Origin of the sequence: Edaphobacter paludis (assembly GCF_039993895.1) — a bacterium.
Taxonomy (GTDB): Bacteria; Acidobacteriota; Terriglobia; order Terriglobales; family Acidobacteriaceae; genus Edaphobacter; species Edaphobacter paludis.
The window spans coordinates 3,135,475-3,158,379 of record NZ_CP121194.1 but is presented as its reverse complement, the minus strand read 5'-3'; the positions used below and the strand labels follow the sequence as shown (position 1 = coordinate 3,158,379).

Genomic DNA, 22,905 nt, shown 5'->3' with positions numbered 1-22,905 from the left:
AGGCACAATCGGGGCATCTATGTCATTGATGGCAAATATTCTAGAGACTACCGATCACCGTCCCTATCCCCTGCCTGCGGGACGATGGCGCATGGCGCAGCGGTGGAGCGATCTGCTGTTTGTTCACTGGCCGGTTGCTGCGGAAGAGATCGCTCGCCTGCTTCCGGCCGGGCTGACTGTCGACAGCTTCGATGGATATGCGTGGGTTGGCGTTGTGCCTTTCTGGATGGATCAGGTGCGGACACGGGCCATTGGTGAAAGCTGCATCGCTGTCCCGAGTGCGAGCGAGTTTTGCGAGCTGAACCTGCGAACCTATGTTCGCTCGAGTGTGACGGGTCTTCGTGGCGTCTTCTTCTTCTCGCTGGATGCGGCGAGCGCGCTGGCTGTGGCCGGAGCGAGAGCGATCTTCCATCTGCCGTACTTCCTCGCCCGGATGCAACGACGGATTGGGCAGGATGGGGCGATCGAGTACGACAGCCAAAGGCTGCTGACTCGCCGTAACGTTCGCTTTCGGGCGCGGTATCGCGGACTGGGAACGGTTGCGGCTTCTTCATCGGCCGGTAGCCTCGAACATTTCCTGACTGAGCGATATTGCCTGTTCACCGCGCATGCAGGCCGCTTGTTGGTGGGACATATTCATCATCTTCCGTGGCCGCTCGAGGCAGCCGAGGCCGAGATCGAGCTGAACGAGTTGCCCGCTGCGCACGGCATTGCGTTGTCTAATCGCGTGCCGGTGCTGCACTTTGCGAGGGAGCTGCATGTTTACATCTGGTCACTGCGCGAGGATCAGGCTGCCGCTTTCGTATAATTCGGTAGCACCGACACACACGGAGGTTCATGAGTATTCTCGCTGGCCGGATCGCATTGATAACAGGAGCATCGCAGGGAATTGGGCGCGCATGCGCGCTGGAGTTGGCCAAGGCTGGAGCGACGGTGGCGCTGGCCGCGCGGAACGTAGAAAAGCTGGCCGAGGTTGCAGCTGAGATTGCCGCCAGCGGCGGAACGGCTCAGGCTTTTGCGCTGGATGTTGCCAGCGAAGAGTCGATTAAAGAGTGCGCCAAGGCTGTAATTGCCCAGTTCGGCGCAGTTCATATTCTTGTGAACAATGCAGGCATTACACGTGACATTCTTTCGATGCGGATGAAGCGGAAGGACTGGGACGATGTACTCTCCACGAACCTCACCGGCGCATTTTTGATGACGCAGGCGGTGATGCAGTCGATGGTGAAGGGACGCTGGGGCCGCATCATCAATGTCGCTTCGGTCGTCGGCGAGATGGGTCAGGCGGGGCAGGCGAACTATGCCGCCTCAAAGGCCGGGCTGATCGGGTTGACTAAGTCACTGGCGCGGGAGCTGGCCAGCCGGACCATTACAGTGAATGCAGTCGCTCCGGGGTACATCGAGACGGCAATGACGGCTGTCCTGACCGACGAGCAAAAGGCTGCAATGACGCAGCATATTCCGCTAGGCCGGGTCGGGACGGATGGAGAGATCGCCCATGCGGTTTCGTTTCTCGCCTCCGAAGAGGCCGCCTATATCACCGGGCATACGCTGGATGTGAATGGCGGGATGTATATGGGGTAGGTACCCCCCTGGGGGTACTTTTTTTATAAAGTATCTGAATTCAATGCTTTGCATCGTAATTTTTCTGCAAAGTATTCATTCCATGTAAGTTATAGGCAAAGTCTTCTTTCTAAATGAGTTAGGCCCAGCATTGTCGCTGGGCCTTTCTGATGCTGATTTAAGTTTAGCAAATGGAGCAGAACTCTTTTGCAATGTGTATTTGCTTTGTTTTGTTTAGGTTAGATGGTTTTGGGGCTTGACAAGTTTTTGAGGATTTTCGGTCTGTTGAAGGTCCCCGAGTTTTCCCTCAGGAGCTTTAAGCTGATCCTCGATATGTGATTTGCGGCGTGGCTGAACAGACTGCGGAAAGTCGAGACAGGATCAAAACTGTACCTCAGGGGCTAAAGCCCCCGTTGCAACAAATTACTTGCGGCACGGCTGAAGCCGTGCCCTTAAGCAAAACGAAGTTTTCCCTGCAGCCCTGCAAAATCGTGAACTTAAGCAAAACAGAGTTTTCCTGCAGCCCCCGCAAACCGTGAACTTAAACAAGTTGAGTTCCCCCCTTGAATTCTGTCTATCGCTACCAAGGTTGTATTGCAGCCAGCATCACGCAATCCCAGTGCGGGAGTATCATTTCGAGAGTGGGGAGCGTCTAACCCCTGATTCGTCGATGTCCGTGGAGAATGTTTCGCCTTATGCCTAAAATTTCAAAGATCATGCTGCTTGTTGTCTCGGTTGTGCTGGTGCTCACGGTTTTTCTGGGCATGAATTCGAGCGGCGTAAGTGCGGCATCGGACCAGGACGGCGCGTACAACCAGATTAATGTCTACAGCGAAGTGTTGCGGCATATCCAGACGGACTATGTTGTCGATCCCAACATTCCGTCGGTGACCAACGGTGCGATGCGAGGTCTGCTGGAGTCGCTCGATGCGGACTCGAGCTACCTTACGCCGGAAGAGTACAAGATCTACAAGGCAGACAAGGGTGGTAAAGCGCAGGTTGGCATTAATGTGTCGAAGCGTTTTGGCTACGCGACGGTGGTGTCCGTGGTTCCGGGTAGCCCGGCAGACAAGGCCAACCTGAATGACGGCGACATTATTGAGGCGATTGGGGTGCAGGATACGCGTGACCTGTCGCTGGCTATGATCCGCAGGCTGCTGGAAGGCCAATCCGGCAGTGAGTTGACGATCTCGGTGGTGCGTCCCCAGAAGGCGACGCCGGACAAGCTGACGATGACCCGGACAGTAGTTGCATATCCGGCGGTCTCCGAGACGATGTATGAAAACTCGTCGATTCTGTATTTGAAGCCGGATGTGATGGACCACGAACAGGTGCAGCAGATAGAGCAGAAGCTGAAGGGAATGCAGAAGAACGGGAACAAGAAGATCCTGCTCGACCTGCGCGATGTCGCCGCAGGGGATATGACGGACGCGATACGTTTGGCGAACTTCCTGCTGCCGAGCGGGACGATTGCATCGCTTGAAGGGCAGAAGGTGGAGAAGCAGACCTTCACGGTCGATCCATCGAAGACCATCAACGCGACGGCGCCGGTGGTGGTGCTGGTGAATCGTGGAACGGCTGGCCCGGCGGAACTGGTGGCGGCTGCGTTGCTTGATAACAAACGCGCTGAACTGGTTGGCGAGAGAACCTTTGGGGAAGGCGCGCAGCAGAAGACGTTTGAACTGCCGGATGGCGGCGCGGTCATTCTTACGATTGCGAAGTACGAATCTCCTTCGGGAAAGAAGTTGCAGGACGATGCTGTCGTGCCGGGAGTGCTGGTGGCTTCGAATATTCCTGACGAAGATGAAGACGAGACAACCGAGATCAAACCGGCGGTTCCGAAGCCTGCGGTTACTGTAGACGAGCAGCTTACGAAGGCGCTGGATCTGCTGAAGAAGAAGGCAGCTTAATCTCGACATAAGTGCTGTTGACGGCTTTGGTTTCGCCAGGACGGCCAGCCGCGATTGCGTGGCTGGCCGTGCTATCGTGAAAGGGTCGTGCAGAGCTCATTCAGCCGTGGACCTCGACCTCCCGAGGTCGAAACTGAACCGACATGGCAGCGGGTCATACGTCGCGTGACGTTGAACGGGCCTGATTATCCCAGTCGAAGGATCGCCCGGCGGATGACGTTCTTTGCGCTGCTGGCAGCCTCGGCGGTCTTCGGTGCGATGTGCGGGCTGATGTTGATTTATTCCATCAACCTGCCGCAGATGACGGACCTGGCGCGATATCGTCCCAGCACTACGACTGAATTATTGGACGTTCACGGAAAAGTCTTTGGATCTTTTGCGATGGAGCGGCGGGTTGTGGTGCCGTATACAGATTTTCCTCCCGTACTGAGGGAAGCGATCATCTCGATTGAAGACAAGAGCTTTGAGAGTAATTGGGGCGTGAACCTGGTGCGCGCGGTCGAGGCGGCGTATCGCGATCTGCATTCGGATCAGCGGGCACAGGGGGCGTCCACAATTACGATGCAACTGGCGCGGAACCTCTTCCTCTCATCGGAGAAGACGTATGGGCGCAAGCTGCAGGAGATCTTTCTCTCGATGCAGATCGAGCGACGGTTTACCAAGCAGCAGATCTTTGCACTGTATGCCAACCAGATTTATCTGGGACGAGGAACGTACGGATTCGAGGCGGGGTCGGAGTATTACTTCAGCAAGCATGTGCGGGACCTGACTTTGCCGGAGGCCGCGCTACTGGCGGCGCTGCCGAAGGGGCCGGAGTCTTACTCGCCGGTGAGGTATCCGGAGCGTGCGCTGAAGCGGCGAAATCTGGTGCTTAGCGAGATGCTGCAGGATGGCAAGATTACACGGGCGCAGGCGGATGCGGCGAAGAGCGCGCCGCTGGGATTGCATCTGGAGGCACCGGCGAACAGCGTTGCTCCTTACTTTGTGGAAGAGGTGCGGCGGCAGCTTGAGAAAGAGTATGGCGTCGAAGAGGTGCATGGCGCGGGATTGCTCGTGTATACGACCCTCGATCTGGGGCTCCAGCAAGCTGCGAACAACGCTGTGCTCGATGGTACGGCGGCTTACGAGCGCCGCGAGGGATGGAAGGGGAATCTGCGTAACGTTGTGCTCTCGGGCATCGATTTAGAGAGCTACAAACATCCGGACTGGACCCAACCGATCGTCAAGGGAAGTTATGTGCATGGCCTAGTGACGGAGGTTGCGGCGAAGAGAGTCGTTGTGAAACTAGGCGACCAGCAGGCAGTGATGAAACCGGAAGATTGGGCGTGGACGCAGAATGTGGATGGCGACAGCTTTTTGCGGACGGGCGATCTTGTGTATGTCCGCATCGAAGGGACTCGGCCGGACGGCACGCTGCTTGCGACTCTGCAGCAGGACTCGGGAGCGCAGGCTTCGCTGATGGCGGTGGACAATGCTACCGGCGAGGTTGTGGCGATGGTAGGCGGACGAGACTTCGCTCTATCGCAGTTCAATCGCGCGACGCAGGCGGAACGACAGGCGGGATCGTCCTTCAAGCCGTATGTGTATACGACGGCGTTTGAGGCGGGCGCGAAGCCGACCGACATTATTGTGGATGGGCCGACGAGCTTTCCGACGCCGAGCGGTCCTTATACACCGCACAACTATGAGAAGAATTACCTGGGGGCGATGACGCTGACGAATGCGTTTGCCGAGTCGCGAAATATTCCTGCGTTGAAGCTGGCCTACAGGTATGGCATTCGAAATGTGATCCAGACGGCGCACCGGTTTGGTGTGACCAGCGATATTCCTGCGTTTCTGCCGGTTGCGATTGGCGCAGCGGACATTACGCTGTATGAGCAGGTGGGAGCCTACAGCGTGTTTCCGAATGACGGCATCCGCATTGAGCCGCACTATATCCGCAAGGTGACGCAGGCGAATGGATTGCCGCTGGATGAGAAAGCACCCGAGATCAATGAGGTCATTTCGGTCGATACGGCGCGCGAGATGATGCAACTGCTGCAGGCGGTGGCGCGTTCGGGAACGGGGGCGTCCACGAATCAGTTGAATCATCCGTTTGGAGGGAAGACGGGAACGACGAACAATTACACCGACGCCTGGTTCATTGGCTTTTCGCCTTCGGTGACCTGCGGGACGTGGATCGGGTTTGATAATCGGCAGTCGCTGGGGGAGAAGGAGACAGGCGCTCGCGCGGCTCTGCCGATATGGATGGAATTCATGCGGACGGCGATTGCAAATAAACCGAATGAGACCTTTGCGAGCGCGGGTGCGCCTCAGAAGACACTCAATGTGTCGGTGAATCAGCAGGCAGATACGGCGGTTCATCCGAATTCCAGGGTGATCGTGCCGAAGGCTGCGGCCGGTGAGAATGTGCCTGCGGTGGGGACCAGCGCGAAGAAGGCTACGGCACCAGCAAAGTTTGTTGAGCCCCAGAGTTTCTGGGTTTCGAAGCCACCACGCGGCACAAAGTAAAGTATCGCCGGGCCTTCATAACATCCTTGCCGATCTGTTCGCGCAGAGCTTCCGGTGTAGGGAAGCGCATTTCAGCACGGAGACGTTGCAGGAAGGTCAGCGTCAGCGGTGTTTGTTCCGTCAACTCGATTGGGTGGAAGTTGAGCAGATGGGATTCAACGGCAAATGAATCGGCACCGAACGTCGGGCGATTGCCAACGTTGGTGACCGCGTCAAAGGTCTCCTGTGATGGCCCAGCGCCGATGGTAAGTGAAGTAATGTAGACGCCGTTTGCCGGCAGCAATTCAGGATAGGCCGCCATGTTGATGGTGGGAACGGTATAGCGGGTGCCGTAGCCACGCCCGGACGCTGGCGTCGTCGTGATAGCGAAGGGGCGGCCGAGAAGGACGCGCGCGTTGCTGACGTCTCCCTGTGCGATGAGTTGCCGAATGCGGCTGGAAGAGACGACCTGTCCACGAAGGATGTGGGAGGTATAGACGCGCAGACTGAAGCCTAGTTCATGGCCGAGCAGATCGAGGCTATCGACACCGGCTTCGGCCTGGTAGCCAAGACGGAAATTTTCTCCTTCGTGCAGCTCCGTCACGTGAAGCGCCTGTTGTAAGACCTCAGTGGCAAAGGTCCGCGCCGTCATCCTTGAGAACTCGCCGGTGAAGGGTAATACCAGCAATGCATCGATACCTGTGGTTGCGAGTAGTTCGAGCTTTTGCGGCAGCGGTGTGATGAGCGGCTGCTGTGCCTGTGGGCGCAGGACTCGCGCCGGATGTGGATCGAACGTAATAGCGATGGAATGGATGCCAAGAGAATGGGCGCGTTCGACTACTTCGGAGATGACGCTGCGGTGCCCGCGATGGACGCCATCGAAGTTGCCGATGGTGGCAATCGAAGGCCCGAAGCTTGCGGGGATTTCCGAGAGGTGTCGGTAGATCTTCATCAGGCAATCTCGAATGTGATCTGTAAACCGTCGTAGGCGAGACGGATGTGAGGTGGAAGGATGGCTTCCGTTGCGGCATGGTCGAGATCGTGGCTCATGTGGGTAAAGAAGGCGCGACGAGGCTTGAGCTGTTCGACAAAGGCGACGGACTTTTCCAGATGGGAGTGGCTGGAGTGAGGATCGTGACGAAGAGCATCGAGGATGAGGACGTCAAGATCCTGAAGAAGAGCCACGCTCTCGTCAGGGATATCGCTCATGTCGGTGAGGTAAGCGGCGCTGCCGAAGCGATAGCCCGTGATCTGCTGCTGTCCATGCGTGACCGGGATGCGGCGGAAGCAGGCTCCGAAGAGATCGAAGCCTGCGCCGGGAGTAGCGTCGATGCGATGCATCTCCACGCGTGCGCTGGTGGGGTAGCGGTCTTCCTTGCGAAAGGTGTATTCGAAGACGCGCTCGATGTCGCTTGCGGTCGTGTCGTCCGCGTAGATGGGCAGGTCGCCCTTGGTGTGGAAGCTGAGTGGACGGAGATCGTCGAAGCCCATCACGTGATCGGCGTGCCCGTGAGTGTAGAGGACCGCATCCAGCCTGCGGATTCCTTCGCGAAGGGCCTGGGCGTGGAAGTCCGGGCCGGTGTCGATGACGACAGTGCGACCGTTATAGGCGAGCCGGACGGACGGGCGGGTGCGGCGGTTACGCGGGTCGCCGGTAGGAGACATGGCTGAGAGGCAAACGGCGCACCCGCAGCCCAGAGTTGGCACACCCATCGATGTGCCGCTGCCGAGAAAGGTGAGAGTGGCCTCCATCGCTTAGAGCATTCTCCTGTTACTGCGTACCGGGATAAAGTTGCGGGTGCCGTTTTCTTGAAAACGGCGCTTGACCCTGAGGTTTCGGTTTACATCCACAGGAGAGCTTCCCTAGCGAACAATGCTTGGCCGTCCCGGGCCAGGAGCCGGTGCTTTGGCCGCGGCGGAGCGCGCCAGCGCCTGAGTGATTTCAAGGAAGCCCATGTGAAGTTCGAAGAGGGCGTTCTCCAACAGGCGCGATTCTTCCGGGGTCAGATTGCCCTTGGTTTTTTCAGCCAGCACGCCGAGCATGTCGACGCTCTGGCGAGCACCCAAAAGGTCTACCTGAGGCTGCTGGCCCTCCGGCGTTGCGCCGCCAAGCTGCATGATGGCCGTCATGTAGACCGAGTGGACGATCTGCTCGAAGTTCATCTCCGGCGGGTGCTCCATGCCGGGGTTCGCGGCGCGGATCGCGGTATCGAGCCGATCAGCGGTTGCCTTATAGGCCGCTCGTGCCTGGTCGGACTGCTCCGCTGTAAGAGCCGGTTGCTCGTCCGACGGTGTGTCTTCGTGCGGTGCGGGGTGAGCAGTTGGCGGCTCAGCAGCAGCGACCGGCGTTGCGATCGGGGCTGGATCGTGGCGCTCTCGCTCGGGCGATGGGTCGGCATCGGGACGAAGTTCGCCCTCAGCGGTGAACTTGCGGCGGTCGGTGACGACAAAAGGCTTGTTTTGCTCAGGCATGGATTACACTCTCTCTGAAGATTCAGATGCTGGTTGGGATTCTCGGGCTTCAATAGCCGTGAAAGGACTGGCGATCGGCAGCGCGGTGCCGCCGGCATATTGAAGCGGAAGGTTGCGCTCCAGCGCCTCCCGGCGAAGATAACCGAGACCTAACTGCACCGTCTCGCCGTTAGCGGTCGGGAATGGGATTGCGGCGACGCTAGTCAGTTCGCCGATCTGCTTGCCGTCTGCTTCAAGCGATGACCCAGGTTCGGGAAGAGTTCCTTCCAGCCGGAATGCTGTGAAGGCGCGGTGCACGTTGCCGCGTGAGCGGATGCGCTCCACAATCTCCTGGCCAAGGTAGCAGCCCTTGGCGAAGTGCAGGGCGCGGGTCTGTCCGGTCTCCTGCGGCAGTTCCTTATCGCGTATGTCTGCGCCGTAGCGCGGCGTTCCTTCGAGCACGCGCAGCCATTCCTGACTCTCTGGGCCGCATAGGATCGTTCCGCTATCGCGAAGGGTCTGCGAGAGAAAAGCGGTGGTTGCTGGCGTCGCCCAAAGTTCGAAACGTGGGACGAGAGGGCTGTAGGCATGGATGACGGTGACGTCGGCGGAGTGCCATGCAACGATCTGCCGCTCAAGTTTGCCGAGAGATGCAACGGGGAGACCGATATGCTCCAGCAGCGATGCAGCCTGAGGCCCCGAGAGGGAGAGTCCGGATTGGGTTGCGCTGCTGTCGGCTAGCTCCACATCGTCCATGATGATGAAGCGGTCGAGTAGCGCCATAAGGCCGGGGACTTGTTCGGAGACGGTTTCGAGCAGCAGCGCGTCCGGTTCAGCAAAGATGTAGGCATCGCCCTGGATGCGGCCCTGCACGCTAAGCAGGAAGTTATAGCACCCATTGCCTGTCTCTAATGCCTGAATAGAGTTCGTAACCATGCCGTTGAGCCAGCGGACACGGTCTTCACCGGTCACACGAATCCAGCCAACGTGGTCGAGCGGGTACAGTCCGGCCCCATGGAGCAGGGCACCGAGTTGACCGGCTGACGCTGGCGCATGCGAAGGGCTGATCTCGGGATTGGTCAGGGGGGGCTTCACGGACGATAGGGGAAAACTCTGCGTACACTTGATTATAGCGGTGGAATGCGGAGGTTGAAGTTGCAGCGAGGACTTGGCGGAAGAAGGATGATTTTGTCGGTGTGGGTTGCGGCCATTGCAATAGGCATAGGTCCCTGTGCGGCATTTGCAGGGCAGACTTCGGCTCCTGTGGAGCAACAGCCGCCAGCCGCCGCGACGGCGCAGGCGCCGATGACGAAGGCCGAGGCGAAGGAGCTCTTCCGGTCGGTCGACGAGATTCTGAGCTTTGTCAGCAGCGACTCGAAGCTGCCGATTGAACATAGCGTCAAACGGAAGCTGATATCGCGCGAGCAGATCAATGGTTATCTGAAGAAGAAGTTTGATGAAGATCAAGGCGCAAAGCGGATGGAGCGCTCCGAGGTTATTTTGAAGAAGTTCGGTCTGCTGGACCGCGATTTTCATCTGCGCCCCTTTCTGCTCTCTCTGCTGACCGAGCAAATCGCTGGTTTCTACGACAACAAGACTAAGACCGTGAATCTGCTGGACTGGATCAAGCCGGATGATCAAAAGCCGGTGCTGGCGCATGAGTTGACTCATGCTCTGCAGGACCAGAAGGTCGGGCTGACGACGTGGTCGGACGTCAGCGCCAAAGGTGTGGCGCGCAATGTGCAGGAAGACAATGAGCACTTGCAGACGGATGAGGCGGATACGGCCCGCGATGCCGTCGCCGAAGGACAGGCGATGGCGGTGTTTGTGGACTATACGCTGCGGCCGACGGGAAAGACGCTTGCCGATGCTCCCGAGCTGGGTGACCGGTTGAAAGACATGGCCGCGGATTCGAACGGCTCGCCGGTAATGGCACGCGCGCCGCTGCTGCTTCAGCAGTCGCTGCTGTTTCCCTACACCGATGGACTTAGCTTTGAGCAGGCGATTCTGGTGAAGTCGGGAGCGAAGGCAGCCTTTGCGGACGTGTTGGAAAATCCTCCCTCTTCGAGCTTCGAGATCATGAATCCCAAGGCCTACATGGCTCATGCGCCAGTGCCTGTGCTGCGGCTGCCGGATATTCATCCTTTGCTGGACGCGGAATACACGCCCTACGACGTAGGGGTTATGGGCGAGCTGGACGTTCGCATGCTGACTGAGCTTTTTGGCGGCCAGCAGATGGCGACGGCACTGGCGCCGGAATGGGCGGGTGGAGTGTATTACGCTGCGCAGCGTAAATCGGCGGTGACTGAAGCGGAGAAGGAATCTACCGCTTCGATAGCGCTGCTCTATTACTCGCGCTGGAAGAATGCGGACTCGGCGCGCTCATTCTTGCGGGTCTATGCTGCGGAGATACCTCGCAAATACTCCGGAGTCGTGCGTCGTCCGAAGGACGAGGCGGATGGAGATGAGCAGGTTTATTCGACCAGCGAGGGCGATGTTCTGCTTTCTATCGCCGGTGAGGGCGTGTTTGTCAGCGAAGGCTTTGAGCTTCCGCTGGCGCGAAAGCTGCGCGATCAGATTGTGAGCACGCAGCCGGAAGGGCCGTTGCAGATTGCAGGCGCGCGGTCGCATGAATTGTCGCTGGGGCTGGCGCATACGCTGTCGTCATTTGGGATGATTCGAGCGGCGGGGTTGCAACGATATACTTTTGAAGGTCGTCCGGGCATGGCTCGGTAAAGGAGCAGAGCATTTGAAGAAGGCAGAGATTGGAATTATCGGTGGCAGCGGGTTGTATGCCATGCCAGGACTTACAAATGTGCGTGAAGAACGCGTCGAGACACCCTTTGGCGAACCTTCGGACGCCTTCGTTCTTGGCGAGCTCGAAGGCCGTCAGGTCGCCTTTCTGGCGCGGCATGGGCGCGGTCATCGCCTGCTTCCGAGCGAACTGAACTTTCGCGCCAACATCTTCGGCATGAAGCTGCTGGGCGTGGAGCGCATTCTTTCCGTGTCCGCCGTGGGCTCGCTCAAGGAAGAGCACAAGCCTACGGATTTCCTGATGCCCGACCAGTTTATCGATCGCACCTTCGCTCGCGTCTCAACCTTCTTTGGCGACGGCATCGTCGCGCATGTGGGGTTCGGCGATCCGGTCTGCGCGACCGTCGCTTCCGCGTTTGAGAAGGCGTGTGCCTCGGTCGGCGTCGTCGGCAAAAATGGCGGGACCTATGTGTGCATGGAGGGGCCGCAGTTTTCGACCCGGGCGGAGTCGAATCTCTATCGCAGTTGGGGCGCTGACGTCATTGGGATGACGAATCTTCAGGAAGCGAAACTGGCCCGCGAGGCCGAGATCTGTTACGCAACCATGGCAATGGTGACGGACTACGATTGCTGGCGTGAAGGCCATGACGATGTCACCATCGATCAGATCGTGGCAGTGCTTCATCAGAATGCGGACAACGCAGCGAAGGTGGTTCGCGCCGCCGTGGCAGCGATGCCTGCGCAGAGAACATGTGCCTGCGTCGACGCGCTCAAATATGCCGTACTTACCGACCCTAAGGCCATCCCCGTCGAGACGCGGCAGCGATTGGCGCTTCTGCTGGATAAATATCTGTAGTCAGTCAAAATTACGAACTGGTGTGAAAAGGAGTTTATGTCGATTCTTGTTGTAGGATCTGTAGCTTTCGATAGCATTGAAACCCCGCACGGTGCGGTGGATCATTGCCTGGGCGGTGCGGCGACACATTTTTCGCTTGCGGCCAGTTACTTCACTCCGGTGCGGGTGATCGCAGTTGTCGGGGAAGACTTTACCGCGCAGCATGAGGCTGTGCTGACGAAACGTGGCGTTGATACGCAGGGCATCGAGCGTGCCAAGGGGCTTAGCTTTCATTGGACCGGCTCTTATGAAGGCAATATGGATGAGGCAAAGACGCTGGGAACGGATCTGAATGTCTTTCAGACTTTTGAGCCGAAGATTCCAGATGCATACGCCGATAGCAAGTTTCTCTTTCTCGCGAACATCGATCCGGCTCTTCAGGCTCGTGTTCGCAGCCAGATGCCACAGGTACGCATGGTTTGCGGCGATACGATGAATTACTGGATTGCGGATCACAGCGAAAATCTTGCCAAGGTCCTGCGCGATCTGGATGTGCTGCTGATCAACGATGGCGAAGTCCGGATGCTGGCGGACGAGCGGAATCTGGTGCTCGCCGCTGAGAAGGTGCTGTCGATGGGACCGAAGACACTGGTGGTAAAGCACGGCGAGTACGGTGCCACAGCCTTCTTCAGCGATAGGTCTTTTGGCAACGGAACGAAGATCTCGCGGCCCTTCCGCGCACCGGCGCTGCCGTTGGCAGAAGTAGTCGATCCGACCGGCGCGGGAGATTCGTTTGCCGGCGGTTTCTATGGTTATCTCGCATCGCAGCCGGAGCTGACTCCCGCGGTCTTTCGTACCGCGATGTTCTACGGCGGTGTGATGGGTTCGTTCGCTGTTGAGAGGTTTGGAACAGAGCGACTGCAATCCGTGACGCGCGAAGAGATCGAAGAGCGATTCAATCTGTTCAAGGAGATCTCTCATCTTGAAGGAGCGTAGACCGGCAAGACGATTAGTGCCGACGATGCTGGCAGGGGCGGCGTCTCCTGCCAGCGAGGCGATGCCGGATGAGGTGCGTCCGGCGACGAAGGAAGAGACCTTTCCCATCGCTCTGATCGCGGTCATTCTCGCTTTTGCTGCGCTCGCTCTCTGCTATACGCGCGGATACCTCTTGCTGTACGGAGATGCCGTCGCCCATCTTGGCATCGCGCGCCGCATCTTCGACTCGCGTAATCCTGGCCTCGCGCAGCTTGGGGGAGTCTGGCTGCCGCTGCCGCATCTGCTGATTCTGCCGTTCGTTCAAAAGATGGAGTGGTGGCAGAACGGCCTGGCAGGCGCATGGCCGTCGCTGCTCTGCTTTATCGCCAGCGTGGTCGGGCTCTACCGCCTCGCACGCCGCATGATGACGGCGCGATGGGCGTTCGCGGCCACAGCCTTCTATGCGTTGAATCCCAACCTGCTCTATCTTTCAACGACTGCCATGACCGAGCCGCTGTTTCTCGCGGAGCTTATCTGGCTGACGCTGTTTACGATGGAGTGCACGACCGCGATTCGAGAGTCGCGGCACAGTCTTGTGTCACGCCGACTGATCTATATTGCGCTGCTCATCGTTGCGGCGGTCTTTACGCGCTATGACGGCTGGATACTTGGTGCAGCGGCATGGTGCATCGTGACCTGGTGCCTGGCGCACAACCGCGCAGTCTGGCGCAAGGTCGCGCCGTCATTCATCGTTCTGACTCTTCTTTCGGTTGCGGCTCCGCTCAGCTGGCTGGCCTACAATCAGCACTTCTACCACGATCCTTTCGACTTCATTCGCGGTCCCTACTCGGCTGCGGCCATCGAGAAAAAGACCTCGCCTCCAGGCTCGCATCACTATCGCGGATGGCATAATCCCGGCTGGGCGCTGCTCTTCTTCACTCGCACCGCGCAGGTGGATGCATCGGTGTGGGAGACAGGCTTCGCAGTCATGATTGCGGCGCTTGCCGGCCTTATTCTGGCCATCCGTCGGAGGCTTGCTCTGCCGTCACTGCTGCTGTGGCTGCCGCTGCCTTTTTATGTCTACGCCGTCGCCTATAGCTCGGTGCCGATCTTCATTCCGCAACTGTGGCCGCACGCCTATTACAACGCTCGCTATGGCATGGAGATGTTGCCTGCGCTGGCAATCTCCATGTTTCTCGCCATCGAGTGGGTACAGCGCCGATGGAGCCAGTCGCAGCCGCTGAAAGCGCGTTTTCTTCATCCTCTGGCGCTGGCCCTGATCGTTATCAACACATTCGCCATGATGTATTTCATTCCTCTGGTGCTGAAGGAAGGGATCGTCAACTCGACTACGCGAATCGCGCTTGAAACGTCGATCGCTCGTGTGTTGCAGTCGCTTCCTCCGGGGGTGCCAATTCTGATGTTCGATTCGGACCACATCGGCGCCTTGCAGGATGCCGCGATCCCCTTGAAACAGACGCTGAACGAAGGAGATTACGTCAGTTGGAAGGCAGCGCTCGATGCTCCGGCCGACCATGCGGCTTATGTGGTCGCAATCAAAGGCGATCCGGTATCGAAGGCAGTCGACGCCAATCCCCAGGGTCTGACGGAGCTGACTGTCCTGTGCGTCACCGGACAGCCGTGTGCGCGAATCTATCGGTCCGACCGCTTTGGTTCGCCGCCGAAGACGCCATAACTACGGTTCATTATTTTTCAGAACGCTGAGGCAAAAAGAGATCATGATTCCTTTTGTAAAGGCACACGCCTGCGGCAACGACTTTTTGATCATCGAAGAGAATTTCGCTCAGCGGCGTCACGCCGATCTGGCGCGTAAGCTTTGCGCTCGCAACACCAGCGTCGGTGCGGATGGAATTGAATTTCTTGAGCGTAAGCCGAACGGCGAGTTCTTTCTGCGGCTCTTCAACGCCGACGGCAGCGAGGCCGAACTCTCCGGCAACGGTACCCGTTGTGTAGCCGCGTGGCTGGCGAGCAGCGAAGGGAAGCAGCATGTCGCTCTCGGCACGCATGGCGGCCTGCGAACCTGTCAGGTAGTGAAAGCCGCCGACCCGCTTTACCTGATCGAGAGCGAGATGGGCGTGCCGCGCGTGATGCAGCGAACGATTGAGCTTCCGGAAATCGGCAACGTGGCCGGCGCGATGGTCAACGTAGGTAATCCGCACTTTGTCCTCTTCGTGGATACGGATGATTTCAGCGCGCATGGTAAAAGCTGGCAGGACCTCGGCGCCCGCATCAGTACAAGTCCTCTGTTTCCGCACGGCACCAATGTCGAGTTCGTTCGCGTCATCTCGCCGACAGAGATTGCCTTCCGCATCTACGAGCGGGGCTGCGGTCCCACGACATCGTCGGGCACCGGCACCTGCGCTTCCTCCGCAGCCGCAATGGCGTTGCGGGGTGTGGAACGCTCGCTCACCGCCATCGCCGAAGGCGGAGCGCAACAGACCGTCTGGCCCGCCAACGATGCGGTAATGCGCCTCACCGGCCCAGCTGAGATCATCTGCCGCGGAGAGGTTGCCGCACTGTGACGGCCTCGCGCAATGCAATGGTAAAGCCTGCCGCGCTGCGTCCGGGTGCGACGCTGGCGGTGGTGTCTCCGGCGAGCACTCCAAAGTCCGAGTTGGTGCATCAGGGCATCGGCAGGTTGCAGGCGTTAGGCTATCGCACGGTTTTAGGTAAACATGCGCTCGATCGTGGCCCGCTTTACTATGCCGGTACGCTCGAGCATCGCCTGGAAGACTTTCATGCTGCTTTTTCGGATGCATCAATCGGCGGCATCCTATGCACGCGCGGCGGATGGGGCTCGGCGGAGCTGTTGCCTTTTCTCGATGCCACACTGATACGTGCCAATCCCAAGGCATTTATCGCCTACAGCGATCACACCGCGTTGCATAGCTGGCTTCATAACGAGGCCAACCTCGTCACCTTCCATGGCCCTATGGTCGCCGCAGACTTTGCACGCGAAGATGGCGTCGACATGGCAAGCTGGCGGCACTCTGTCGAGGGTGATGCCTCATGGTCGTTGGGAGCTGGTGATGGTCTTCGTGTACTTCGCGGCGGCGTCGCCGAGGGAGTCCTGGAGGGTGGATGCCTCTCGATCCTCGCAGAGGCTTTGGGAACTCCATTTGCCCCACATATACAGGACAGCATTCTCTTCCTCGAAGACATTGGGACGAAGCCTTACCAGTGGGACCGTATGCTTCTGCATCTGCGCTACTCGGGAGTGCTGAAGGGCGCGCGGGGCATCGTCTTCGGGGACATGTGCCAGTGCGTGACGGATGCAGAGAACGATTATCTGGAGCGTGCGATCATGCACTCGCTCCGCGATTTCGACGGACCTATCGCGATTGGCCTGCGTAGCGGTCATGTTGGCACACCGAACGTCACGCTGCCGCTGGGCATTCCTGTTAAGCTGGATTTAGCCGAAGCGGGGAATCCACAGATCTACTTTTTAGATTCGGCAGTTATAGCTCACCTCTAATCTCACAATCATGCAAAAGCAAAGACACATTCATCTCATCGGTATCTGCGGCACGGCGATGGCGTCGCTCGCGGGAATGCTGCAACAACAAGGGCACTCCATCACTGGCTCCGACGCGGCTGCGTATCCGCCGATGAGTGATCTGCTGGCTGCACTGAACATCAAAGTTCATGAGCCGTATGCCGAAAGCAATCTTGAGCCTCGGCCCGATCTGGTTGTGGTCGGCAATGCCATCTCGCGCGGCAATGTGGAGCTGGAATATGTGCTCGACCAGCGCATCCCGTTCTGCTCCATGGCGGGGATTCTGCATGACGAGTTTCTGCCCGGCCGCGAGTCGCTGGTGGTTGCAGGGACGCATGGCAAGACGACGACGACCAGCATGCTGGCCTGGATCTACGAGGTCGCCTCACGCAAGAACCCTGAGCTGGCGCCATCATTTCTAATTGGGGGCGTGGCGGAAAACTTCGGCACCAGTTTTATGGTGCGCCCAACTCGTCCTTTTCTGCTCGAAGGCGATGAATACGACACCGCTTTCTTCGACAAAGGCCCTAAGTTTTTACACTACTTTCCCGATGCTGCCATCCTTACCCACGTCGAGTTCGATCACGCCGACATCTATCCCGATCTTGCTGCCGTGAAGACGGCATTCAAGAGGTTCGTGAATCTCGTTCCGCGTCGTGGCCGCGTCGTTGCCTTCGATGGTAGCGAGAATGTCAGCGAGTGTGTAGCGAATGCCTTCTGCGCTGTCGAGCGTTATGGATTCGCTGCTGACTCAACCTGGCGTGTTGCAGATCTGCGTCACGACGAAACGCTAAGCAGATGGACGCTTTTGCGTCATGGCGCGCCCTTCGCAGAACTGAGCCTGCCGATGGCGGGCGAGCACAACGCACTTAACGCTACCGCTGCCGCTGCGCTCGCCGCAGGACAGGGCGTTCCTGCTGAAGCAATCGTCGAAGCATTGGCGACGTTCAGGAGCGTCAAGCGCAGGCTCGAGATCAGCTCGGTCGTAGAAGGCATCACGATCATCGACGACTTTGCGCACCATCCGACAGCCATCCGCGAGACGCTTCGCGCGCTGCGGGAGGCCTATCCGGGCAGACGGCTCGTGGCTGTGCTGGAGCCTCGCTCCAATACGCTGCGGCGGAATGTCTTCGAGGCTGCGTTGGTGGAGAGTCTGGCCCTGGCTGATCGCGTTGTGTTGGCGAATGTCTTCAGGTCCGAGAGCATTCCTGTGAGCGAACGGTTGATACCGGAGAACGTTGTTGCCCGTCTTAATGACATCGGGACACCGGCTGCCGTTTATGCGGATGCCGATGCGATTGTGGAGGTCCTGACGCCACAACTCAGGGCTGGGGACATCGTTGCGATTCTCTCCAATGGGGGTTTCGGCAGCATCTATCAGAAGCTTCCACGCGCGATTGCCCATTCGATTGCAGCCATAGAACGGGCATAGATAACATGTTTGCGACACTGAAACTTCTCTTTGTCTACACCGCGCTGGGGCCTCTCGCGGGCATCATCGGCATGCCCTATTCGTTTCTGGTGCGGGATATCAGCCTGCTCTATCGAGTGGCTATGTGGATTGCCAACGCTGGTGTACGCGCCGCAGGCATTCGCATCGAGATCACCGGCTTGCAGAATATTCCCTCGGACCGGCATTGCATCTTCATGTGCAACCACGTCTCCAACCTCGATCCTCCGGTTGTGCTTCCGCTGCTTCCTGGTCGCTCCTCGGTGCTGTTGAAAAAGGAACTGATGCGCATCCCTATCCTCGGGACTGCAATGAGAATGGGCAAGTTTGTGCCGGTGGAACGCGGTCACCGTCGCGAGGCGGCACAGGCCAGCGTAGCGGCTGCGGCGGATGCCTTGCGTTCCGGGCTGAATATTCTGGTCTTTCCTGAAGGCACCCGCTCCAAGGATGGGCGACTTTCCATCTTCAAAAAAGGGCCGTTCTTTCTTGCTCAGCAGACACAGGCGCCCATCATCCCGATTGCGCTCTCCGGTACCGAGCACATGATGCGGAAGGGAAGTATCGCGATTACGCCGGGCGTGGCACGGGTGCAGTTGCTGCCTGCGATTGAGCCTGCGCGGTATGAGACGCGCGAGGATCTGTTGAAGGCTGTGCGCAAGGCCATAGCGGACGCCCTGCCTGAGGAGATGAAGCCTAAGGACTACTTGACGATGGCGTTGTAGCCATCGCCGATCAGTCTCTGGCGCATCACTTCAGCATCTTTCTTCGTGGCGAAGGGGCCGATCTGCACATGCAGCAGCTTGTCCTGTGGTGACTGATGCACGGCCGCGTTGTAGCCATGCCGCTTCAAGGCGGACATCAACATATCTGCATCCCCCTGGCGCGAGACCGCGGCTACCTGTACGACGGTTTCGCCAGCGCCGGCATTCGTCGCCGATGGTGCAGTCGTCCTGCTGACCGGGGTTGGTCTGACGGCCGCTTTTGCAGGCGGCGCGACCGAAGCGTGCTTCGCTTCGGGGGGCGGTTGTTGTTCATCCGATGAGTCAGCTGAATTGTCGTCGGCGGAAGAGTTGGTGGACGACGCCTGAGATTCGGGAATTCCAGAAGCGGGCTTGGATGCGCTGCCGTCTGTGTCCGTACTTGCGGCGGGGGCGGGGGCGGCGACACCCGATGCAGGAAGCGCAGACCGTCTCCCGAGTGAGTAGCCGAAGGCGAAGAAGATCGCGCAGATCAGCACCAGTGCGAAGAAGATGCCTACAATGAAGGACGTCCCCAGAGTCATCTCACGATCGCGTGCGACCGGCTCGTCGTCTTCTTCCATGTCACGATTACGGCTGTACATGCTGTTCACGGTCAGTCCTTCTTCTCCGGTGTTGCGGCAGACATAATGGATTTATTAAGGAGATTCATCATCTCCAGTGGCAGCGGGAAGACGATGGTCGTGTTCTTCTCGACGCCGATCTCGGTGAGAGTTTGCAAGTAACGCAGTTGCAGGGTCATGGGCTGGGTCGCCATCAGTTCGGCGGCTTCGACGAGCTTGGCGGCGGCGTTGAATTCGCCCTCGGCATGGATGACCTTGGCGCGGCGTTCGCGCTCGGCTTCGGCCTGTTTGGCCATGGCCCGCAGCATGGATTCGGGCAGGTCAACCTGCTTAACTTCGACCGAGACGACCTTGACGCCGAAGGGTGCGGTGTGACCGTCGATGATGGTCTGGATGCGCTGGTTCAGTGCTTCGCGATGAGCGAGCAATTCGTCGAGCTCGACTTCACCCAGCACGGAGCGGAGGGTGGTCTGGGCAAACTGTGAGGTCTGATAGACGTAGTTCGCAACCTCGATCACGGTCTTGGTCGGGTCAATGACTCGCAGGGTAATGACGGCATTCACCTTGAGGGTGACGTTGTCGCGAGTGATAACGTCCTGCGGCGGCACTTCCATGGCTTCCTGGCGAAGGCTGACGCGCACGATCTGGTCGAGAGGACGGAAGACCAGGATGACCCCGGGGCCTTTCGCTGCTCCCATGACACGGCCCAGCCGGAAGATCACCCCACGCTCGTACTCTTTGAGGATTTTGATGGAATTGAGCAAGTAGAGTACGACGATGGCGATGGCGAAGAGTGCAGGAATAGACATGGTTGCGTAGAACCTCAGGCGGAACAGCGTGCGGCCGCCGCTACGATTGTAGAGCAGCGGGTTGGTGAAATGCGGACGAGACTGTGGCGACGGCTCGAGTTAGTACCCGGTTCTCCTGCTTTAATCCTCCCTGACTGGCCAATCTCGCTAAGTCTCTTATTTGCAATTAGATATAATGACGATCCCCGATCGTATGCAAATAAATGGGTTTACGGCCCCGATGATTCGACCTCTGAGGGTAGCCAGCTTACTGCGATGGGCTCTTTCTATGTGACGAAGTCAGCGATTGAGGCGAAGAAGAGCACGCCTCATGAAATAAATATCCGGTGAAAATGGCACCGGCGGGTGAGGACGCATCCAAGATAATAAGGCTTGCAACTTCATGCTATTTACAGCATCAGATAGGTTGACAGTAAGTGACTCAAGGTGAGATTCTTGAGCAGTCGGACATGTGAATGGGCCGTGGGCCCGGAATGAGGGATTTGGATATGGCTAAGATTATTGGCATTGACCTGGGAACCACGAACTCCTGCGTAGCCGTGATGGAAGGCGGCGAGGCGAAGGTGATTCCCAATGAAGAGGGTGGTCGGACTACGCCTTCGATCGTTGCGTTTACCAAGAGCGGAGAGCGGCTGGTTGGCCAGGTGGCCAAGCGGCAGGCGATCACAAACCCTGAGAATACGGTTTACTCGATCAAGCGGTTTATGGGCCGTCGCCTGAACGAAGTCGGCGATGAGATGAAGATGGTGCCGTACAAGGTGGTTGCCAAGGGCGACAACGTGGCAGTGCTGGCCCAGGGCAAGGAGTATACCGCGCCTGAGATTTCGGCGATGATTCTGCAGAAGCTGAAGAAGGCTGCGGAGGACTATCTCGGCCAGTCGGTGACGGAGGCTGTGATTACGGTTCCGGCTTACTTCAACGATGCTCAGCGGCAGGCTACCAAGGATGCAGGCAAGATTGCTGGCCTTGACGTCAAGCGCATTGTGAATGAGCCGACGGCGGCGGCGCTGGCCTACGGTCTCGATAAGAAGAAGGACGAGACCATCGCGGTTTACGACTTCGGCGGCGGGACGTTCGATATCTCGATTCTTGAGGTTGGCGAAGGCGTGATCGAGGTGAAATCGACCAATGGCGATACCCACCTTGGCGGCGACAATCTCGACCAGCGCATCGTGGACTGGCTGATCAGCGAGTTCAAGAGCGATACCGGCCTCGATCTCCACGCGAAGGGCAATGAGATGGCCCTGCAGCGTCTGAAGGATGCGGCGGAGAAGGCCAAGATTGAGCTGTCGACGGCGCAGGAGAGCGAGATCAACCTGCCGTTTATCACCGCCGATGCGAGTGGGCCGAAGCACCTGGTCCGCAACCTGACCCGGGCCAAGCTGGAGTCGCTGGTGGACGATCTGTTGCAGCGGTCGATCGGGCCGAGCAAGCAGGCGTTGAAGGATGCCGGGATCGATGCCAGCAAGATTGACGAGGTCGTTCTGGTCGGCGGTCAGACTCGTATGCCGAAGATTCAGCAACTGGTGAAGGATCTGTTCGGCAAGGAGCCGCACCGTGGTGTGAATCCTGATGAAGTCGTAGCGATTGGCGCAGCGGTACAAGCTGGCGTTCTGGCCGGTGAAGTCAAGGATCTGCTGCTGCTGGATGTGACTCCTCTGACGTTGTCGATTGAGACGATGGGCGGCGTAGCGACCAGCATGATCGCTCGCAACACGACGATTCCGACCAAGAAGACGGAGACGTTTTCGACGGCGGCGGATAACCAGACCGAGGTAGAAGTCCATGTGCTGCAGGGTGAGCGTCCGATGGCGGCGCAAAACCGGACGCTGGGCAAGTTCAAGCTCTCGGGGATTCCGACCGCACCGCGCGGCGTGCCGCAGATCGAGGTCACGTTCGACATCGACGCTAACGGCATTCTGAACGTCACGGCTAAGGACAATGCAACCGGCAAGGACCAGAAGATTACGATTACGAGCTCTTCGGGCCTAAGTAAGGAAGAGGTGGAGCGGATGGCGAAGGATGCCGAAGCCCACGCTGCCGAGGACAAGGAACAGCGCGATGCGGTCGAAGCGCGCAATGGTCTGGACTCGCTGGTGTACAACGTCGAGAAGATGGTGAAGGACTCGGGCGACAAGGTTCCTGCATCTGATAAGACCGAGGTGGAGGCAGCTTTGGCTGAAGCGAAGACCACGTTGGCGGGAACGCCGAATGCGTCGGAGCTTAATGCAGCCAAGGACAAGCTGACTGCTGTCAGCCACAAACTGGCTGAGGCGATGTACAAGGCTGCGGCTGCCTCCGCGCCGACAGATGGCGCGACGGCTGCTCAAGGCGTGCACGAAGAGCCCAAGAAGGACGAGGGCGTCATCGACGCGGAGTATGTCGATGTCGATGAAAAGAAGTAAGCAATCCAATTGAATTGCTGGTGCGTAGCAAGAAGAGGGGCGTGCCTGGCAGGATGCCCCTCTCGTTTTATTGGGCGTGATGAGTATCGTTGACGCGTAAATTGCGTCTTATAAGCAGGAATGGTGTTGAAGTGAAGAGAAGCAGCGGAAACAGGCAAGACAGATACGCGAGCGTGATGTGGCTGGAGAACCTGGAACTCAATCGATTGCTTGGAGGGAAGGCGATGACCGAGACCATGTGGAAATGTGACCAGGTCAGGGCGGGGCAGTTGTACAACCGCATGATGTTCGACACCAGGGCCGAGGCAGTGGAGTTTATGCAGCGGATGCAGCAGATGGAGCCGGACCAGATGTTTTCGATCGAGGCGATCGAAGCCAAGCAGATCTGGAACTGAGTCACTGAAATTGAGTGGAGTCAGAGAATA

General features: G+C 58.3%; 20 protein-coding genes. 14 read left to right on the top strand and 6 right to left on the bottom strand.

The annotated features are described in order from the left end of the window. Positions 1 to 28 precede the first annotated feature (28 nt). The 4 genes from P4G45_RS13130 (at position 29) to P4G45_RS13115 (ending at position 5,984) form a co-directional block, all read left to right on the top strand. Complete coding sequence (locus P4G45_RS13130; protein WP_348266932.1) at positions 29 to 808, top strand: DUF2071 domain-containing protein; 780 nt, start codon at positions 29 to 31, stop codon at positions 806 to 808. A gap of 29 nt (positions 809 to 837) precedes the next feature. Continuing rightward, the gene (gene fabG, locus P4G45_RS13125; protein ID WP_348266931.1) at positions 838 to 1,584 is read left to right on the top strand and encodes a 3-oxoacyl-[acyl-carrier-protein] reductase; all 747 of its coding nucleotides are present in this window, start codon (positions 838 to 840) and stop codon (positions 1,582 to 1,584) included. A 674-nt stretch (positions 1,585 to 2,258) separates the two neighbouring features. Further along, positions 2,259 to 3,473, top strand: a complete 1,215-nt coding sequence (locus P4G45_RS13120; protein ID WP_348266930.1) for a S41 family peptidase — start codon at positions 2,259 to 2,261, stop codon at positions 3,471 to 3,473. 213 nt (positions 3,474 to 3,686) lie between these two features. After that, positions 3,687 to 5,984 (top strand): PBP1A family penicillin-binding protein, encoded by a 2,298-nt coding sequence (locus tag P4G45_RS13115; protein WP_348266929.1) that lies wholly within the window; start codon positions 3,687 to 3,689, stop codon positions 5,982 to 5,984. Here P4G45_RS13115 and ribF read toward each other — a convergent pair. The 4 genes from ribF to P4G45_RS13095 form a co-directional block, all read right to left on the bottom strand. Continuing rightward, a complete protein-coding gene (gene ribF / locus P4G45_RS13110; protein ID WP_348266928.1) occupies positions 5,914 to 6,915 on the bottom strand; it encodes a riboflavin biosynthesis protein RibF in 1,002 nt (333 codons plus the stop codon). The genes P4G45_RS13115 and ribF overlap by 71 nt on opposite strands. Then, positions 6,915 to 7,715, bottom strand: a complete 801-nt coding sequence (locus P4G45_RS13105) for an MBL fold metallo-hydrolase (RefSeq protein WP_348266927.1) — start codon at positions 7,713 to 7,715, stop codon at positions 6,915 to 6,917. The genes ribF and P4G45_RS13105 overlap by 1 nt, the downstream gene beginning before the upstream one ends. A 111-nt stretch (positions 7,716 to 7,826) precedes the next feature. Further along, entirely contained in the window at positions 7,827 to 8,435 is a 609-nt protein-coding gene (locus P4G45_RS13100) for a DUF1844 domain-containing protein (RefSeq protein ID WP_348266926.1), read from the bottom strand. Positions 8,436 to 8,438: 3 nt separating this feature from the next. After that, positions 8,439 to 9,509 carry a folate-binding protein gene (locus tag P4G45_RS13095; protein WP_348266925.1) on the bottom strand — a complete coding sequence of 357 codons (1,071 nt, stop codon included), beginning with the start codon at positions 9,507 to 9,509 and terminating at the stop codon, positions 8,439 to 8,441. Between the two features lie 87 nt (positions 9,510 to 9,596). Here P4G45_RS13095 and P4G45_RS13090 point away from each other — a divergent pair, with 87 nt between their 5' ends. The 8 genes from P4G45_RS13090 to P4G45_RS13055 are packed head-to-tail and all read left to right on the top strand — an operon-like array spanning position 9,597 to position 18,667. Further along, positions 9,597 to 11,150, top strand: coding sequence for a hypothetical protein (locus P4G45_RS13090; RefSeq protein ID WP_348266924.1), 1,554 nt, complete (start codon positions 9,597 to 9,599; stop codon positions 11,148 to 11,150). Between the two features lie 13 nt (positions 11,151 to 11,163). Next, complete coding sequence (gene mtnP / locus P4G45_RS13085; protein WP_348266923.1) at positions 11,164 to 12,024, top strand: S-methyl-5'-thioadenosine phosphorylase; 861 nt, start codon at positions 11,164 to 11,166, stop codon at positions 12,022 to 12,024. Positions 12,025 to 12,060: 36 nt separating this feature from the next. Further along, entirely contained in the window at positions 12,061 to 12,999 is a 939-nt protein-coding gene (locus P4G45_RS13080; protein ID WP_348266922.1) for a PfkB family carbohydrate kinase, read from the top strand. Further along, positions 12,986 to 14,674 (top strand): glycosyltransferase family 39 protein, encoded by a 1,689-nt coding sequence (locus P4G45_RS13075; RefSeq protein WP_348266921.1) that lies wholly within the window; start codon positions 12,986 to 12,988, stop codon positions 14,672 to 14,674. The genes P4G45_RS13080 and P4G45_RS13075 overlap by 14 nt, the downstream gene beginning before the upstream one ends. A gap of 43 nt (positions 14,675 to 14,717) precedes the next feature. Next, a complete protein-coding gene (gene dapF, locus P4G45_RS13070) occupies positions 14,718 to 15,521 on the top strand; it encodes a diaminopimelate epimerase (protein WP_348266920.1) in 804 nt (267 codons plus the stop codon). Then, positions 15,518 to 16,474, top strand: coding sequence for an LD-carboxypeptidase (locus P4G45_RS13065; RefSeq protein WP_348266919.1), 957 nt, complete (start codon positions 15,518 to 15,520; stop codon positions 16,472 to 16,474). Before dapF ends, P4G45_RS13065 begins: the two co-directional genes overlap by 4 nt. A gap of 10 nt (positions 16,475 to 16,484) precedes the next feature. Continuing rightward, on the top strand, positions 16,485 to 17,927 hold the full coding sequence (gene mpl, locus P4G45_RS13060) for a UDP-N-acetylmuramate:L-alanyl-gamma-D-glutamyl-meso-diaminopimelate ligase (RefSeq protein WP_348266918.1): 1,443 nt from the start codon (positions 16,485 to 16,487) through the stop codon (positions 17,925 to 17,927). 5 nt (positions 17,928 to 17,932) lie between these two features. After that, positions 17,933 to 18,667 (top strand): lysophospholipid acyltransferase family protein, encoded by a 735-nt coding sequence (locus P4G45_RS13055; protein WP_348266917.1) that lies wholly within the window; start codon positions 17,933 to 17,935, stop codon positions 18,665 to 18,667. Here the strand turns inward: P4G45_RS13055 and P4G45_RS13050 are convergent. Both P4G45_RS13050 and P4G45_RS13045 read right to left on the bottom strand, forming a co-directional pair. Then, complete coding sequence (locus P4G45_RS13050; protein ID WP_348269258.1) at positions 18,646 to 19,287, bottom strand: SPOR domain-containing protein; 642 nt, start codon at positions 19,285 to 19,287, stop codon at positions 18,646 to 18,648. The genes P4G45_RS13055 and P4G45_RS13050 overlap by 22 nt on opposite strands. Positions 19,288 to 19,298: 11 nt before the next feature. Then, positions 19,299 to 20,075, bottom strand: a complete 777-nt coding sequence (locus P4G45_RS13045; RefSeq protein ID WP_348266916.1) for a slipin family protein — start codon at positions 20,073 to 20,075, stop codon at positions 19,299 to 19,301. 488 nt (positions 20,076 to 20,563) lie between these two features. Between P4G45_RS13045 and dnaK the strand changes: the two genes are divergently transcribed. Further along, positions 20,564 to 22,480, top strand: a complete 1,917-nt coding sequence (gene dnaK, locus P4G45_RS13040) for a molecular chaperone DnaK (protein WP_348266915.1) — start codon at positions 20,564 to 20,566, stop codon at positions 22,478 to 22,480. A gap of 224 nt (positions 22,481 to 22,704) precedes the next feature. After that, positions 22,705 to 22,875 (top strand): hypothetical protein, encoded by a 171-nt coding sequence (locus tag P4G45_RS13035; RefSeq protein WP_348266914.1) that lies wholly within the window; start codon positions 22,705 to 22,707, stop codon positions 22,873 to 22,875. Positions 22,876 to 22,905 lie beyond the last annotated feature (30 nt).

What these genes read in the sequence shown, in the direction of transcription:
- ribF (WP_348266928.1), bottom strand. Translation starts at nt 6,915, where the DNA reads ATGAAGATCTACCGACACCTCTCGGAAATCCCCGCAAGCTTCGGGCCT.
- P4G45_RS13045 (WP_348266916.1), bottom strand. Translation starts at nt 20,075, where the DNA reads ATGTCTATTCCTGCACTCTTCGCCATCGCCATCGTCGTACTCTACTTG.
- P4G45_RS13055 (WP_348266917.1), top strand. Translation starts at nt 17,933, where the DNA reads ATGTTTGCGACACTGAAACTTCTCTTTGTCTACACCGCGCTGGGGCCT.
- P4G45_RS13050 (WP_348269258.1), bottom strand. Translation starts at nt 19,287, where the DNA reads ATGTACAGCCGTAATCGTGACATGGAAGAAGACGACGAGCCGGTCGCA.
- P4G45_RS13115 (WP_348266929.1), top strand. Translation starts at nt 3,687, where the DNA reads ATGACGTTCTTTGCGCTGCTGGCAGCCTCGGCGGTCTTCGGTGCGATG.
- fabG (WP_348266931.1), top strand. Translation starts at nt 838, where the DNA reads ATGAGTATTCTCGCTGGCCGGATCGCATTGATAACAGGAGCATCGCAG.
- P4G45_RS13130 (WP_348266932.1), top strand. Translation starts at nt 29, where the DNA reads ATGGCAAATATTCTAGAGACTACCGATCACCGTCCCTATCCCCTGCCT.
- dnaK (WP_348266915.1), top strand. Translation starts at nt 20,564, where the DNA reads ATGGCTAAGATTATTGGCATTGACCTGGGAACCACGAACTCCTGCGTA.
- P4G45_RS13120 (WP_348266930.1), top strand. Translation starts at nt 2,259, where the DNA reads ATGCCTAAAATTTCAAAGATCATGCTGCTTGTTGTCTCGGTTGTGCTG.
- dapF (WP_348266920.1), top strand. Translation starts at nt 14,718, where the DNA reads ATGATTCCTTTTGTAAAGGCACACGCCTGCGGCAACGACTTTTTGATC.
- P4G45_RS13035 (WP_348266914.1), top strand. Translation starts at nt 22,705, where the DNA reads ATGACCGAGACCATGTGGAAATGTGACCAGGTCAGGGCGGGGCAGTTG.
- P4G45_RS13090 (WP_348266924.1), top strand. Translation starts at nt 9,597, where the DNA reads ATGATTTTGTCGGTGTGGGTTGCGGCCATTGCAATAGGCATAGGTCCC.
- mpl (WP_348266918.1), top strand. Translation starts at nt 16,485, where the DNA reads ATGCAAAAGCAAAGACACATTCATCTCATCGGTATCTGCGGCACGGCG.
- P4G45_RS13080 (WP_348266922.1), top strand. Translation starts at nt 12,061, where the DNA reads ATGTCGATTCTTGTTGTAGGATCTGTAGCTTTCGATAGCATTGAAACC.
- P4G45_RS13100 (WP_348266926.1), bottom strand. Translation starts at nt 8,435, where the DNA reads ATGCCTGAGCAAAACAAGCCTTTTGTCGTCACCGACCGCCGCAAGTTC.
- P4G45_RS13105 (WP_348266927.1), bottom strand. Translation starts at nt 7,715, where the DNA reads ATGGAGGCCACTCTCACCTTTCTCGGCAGCGGCACATCGATGGGTGTG.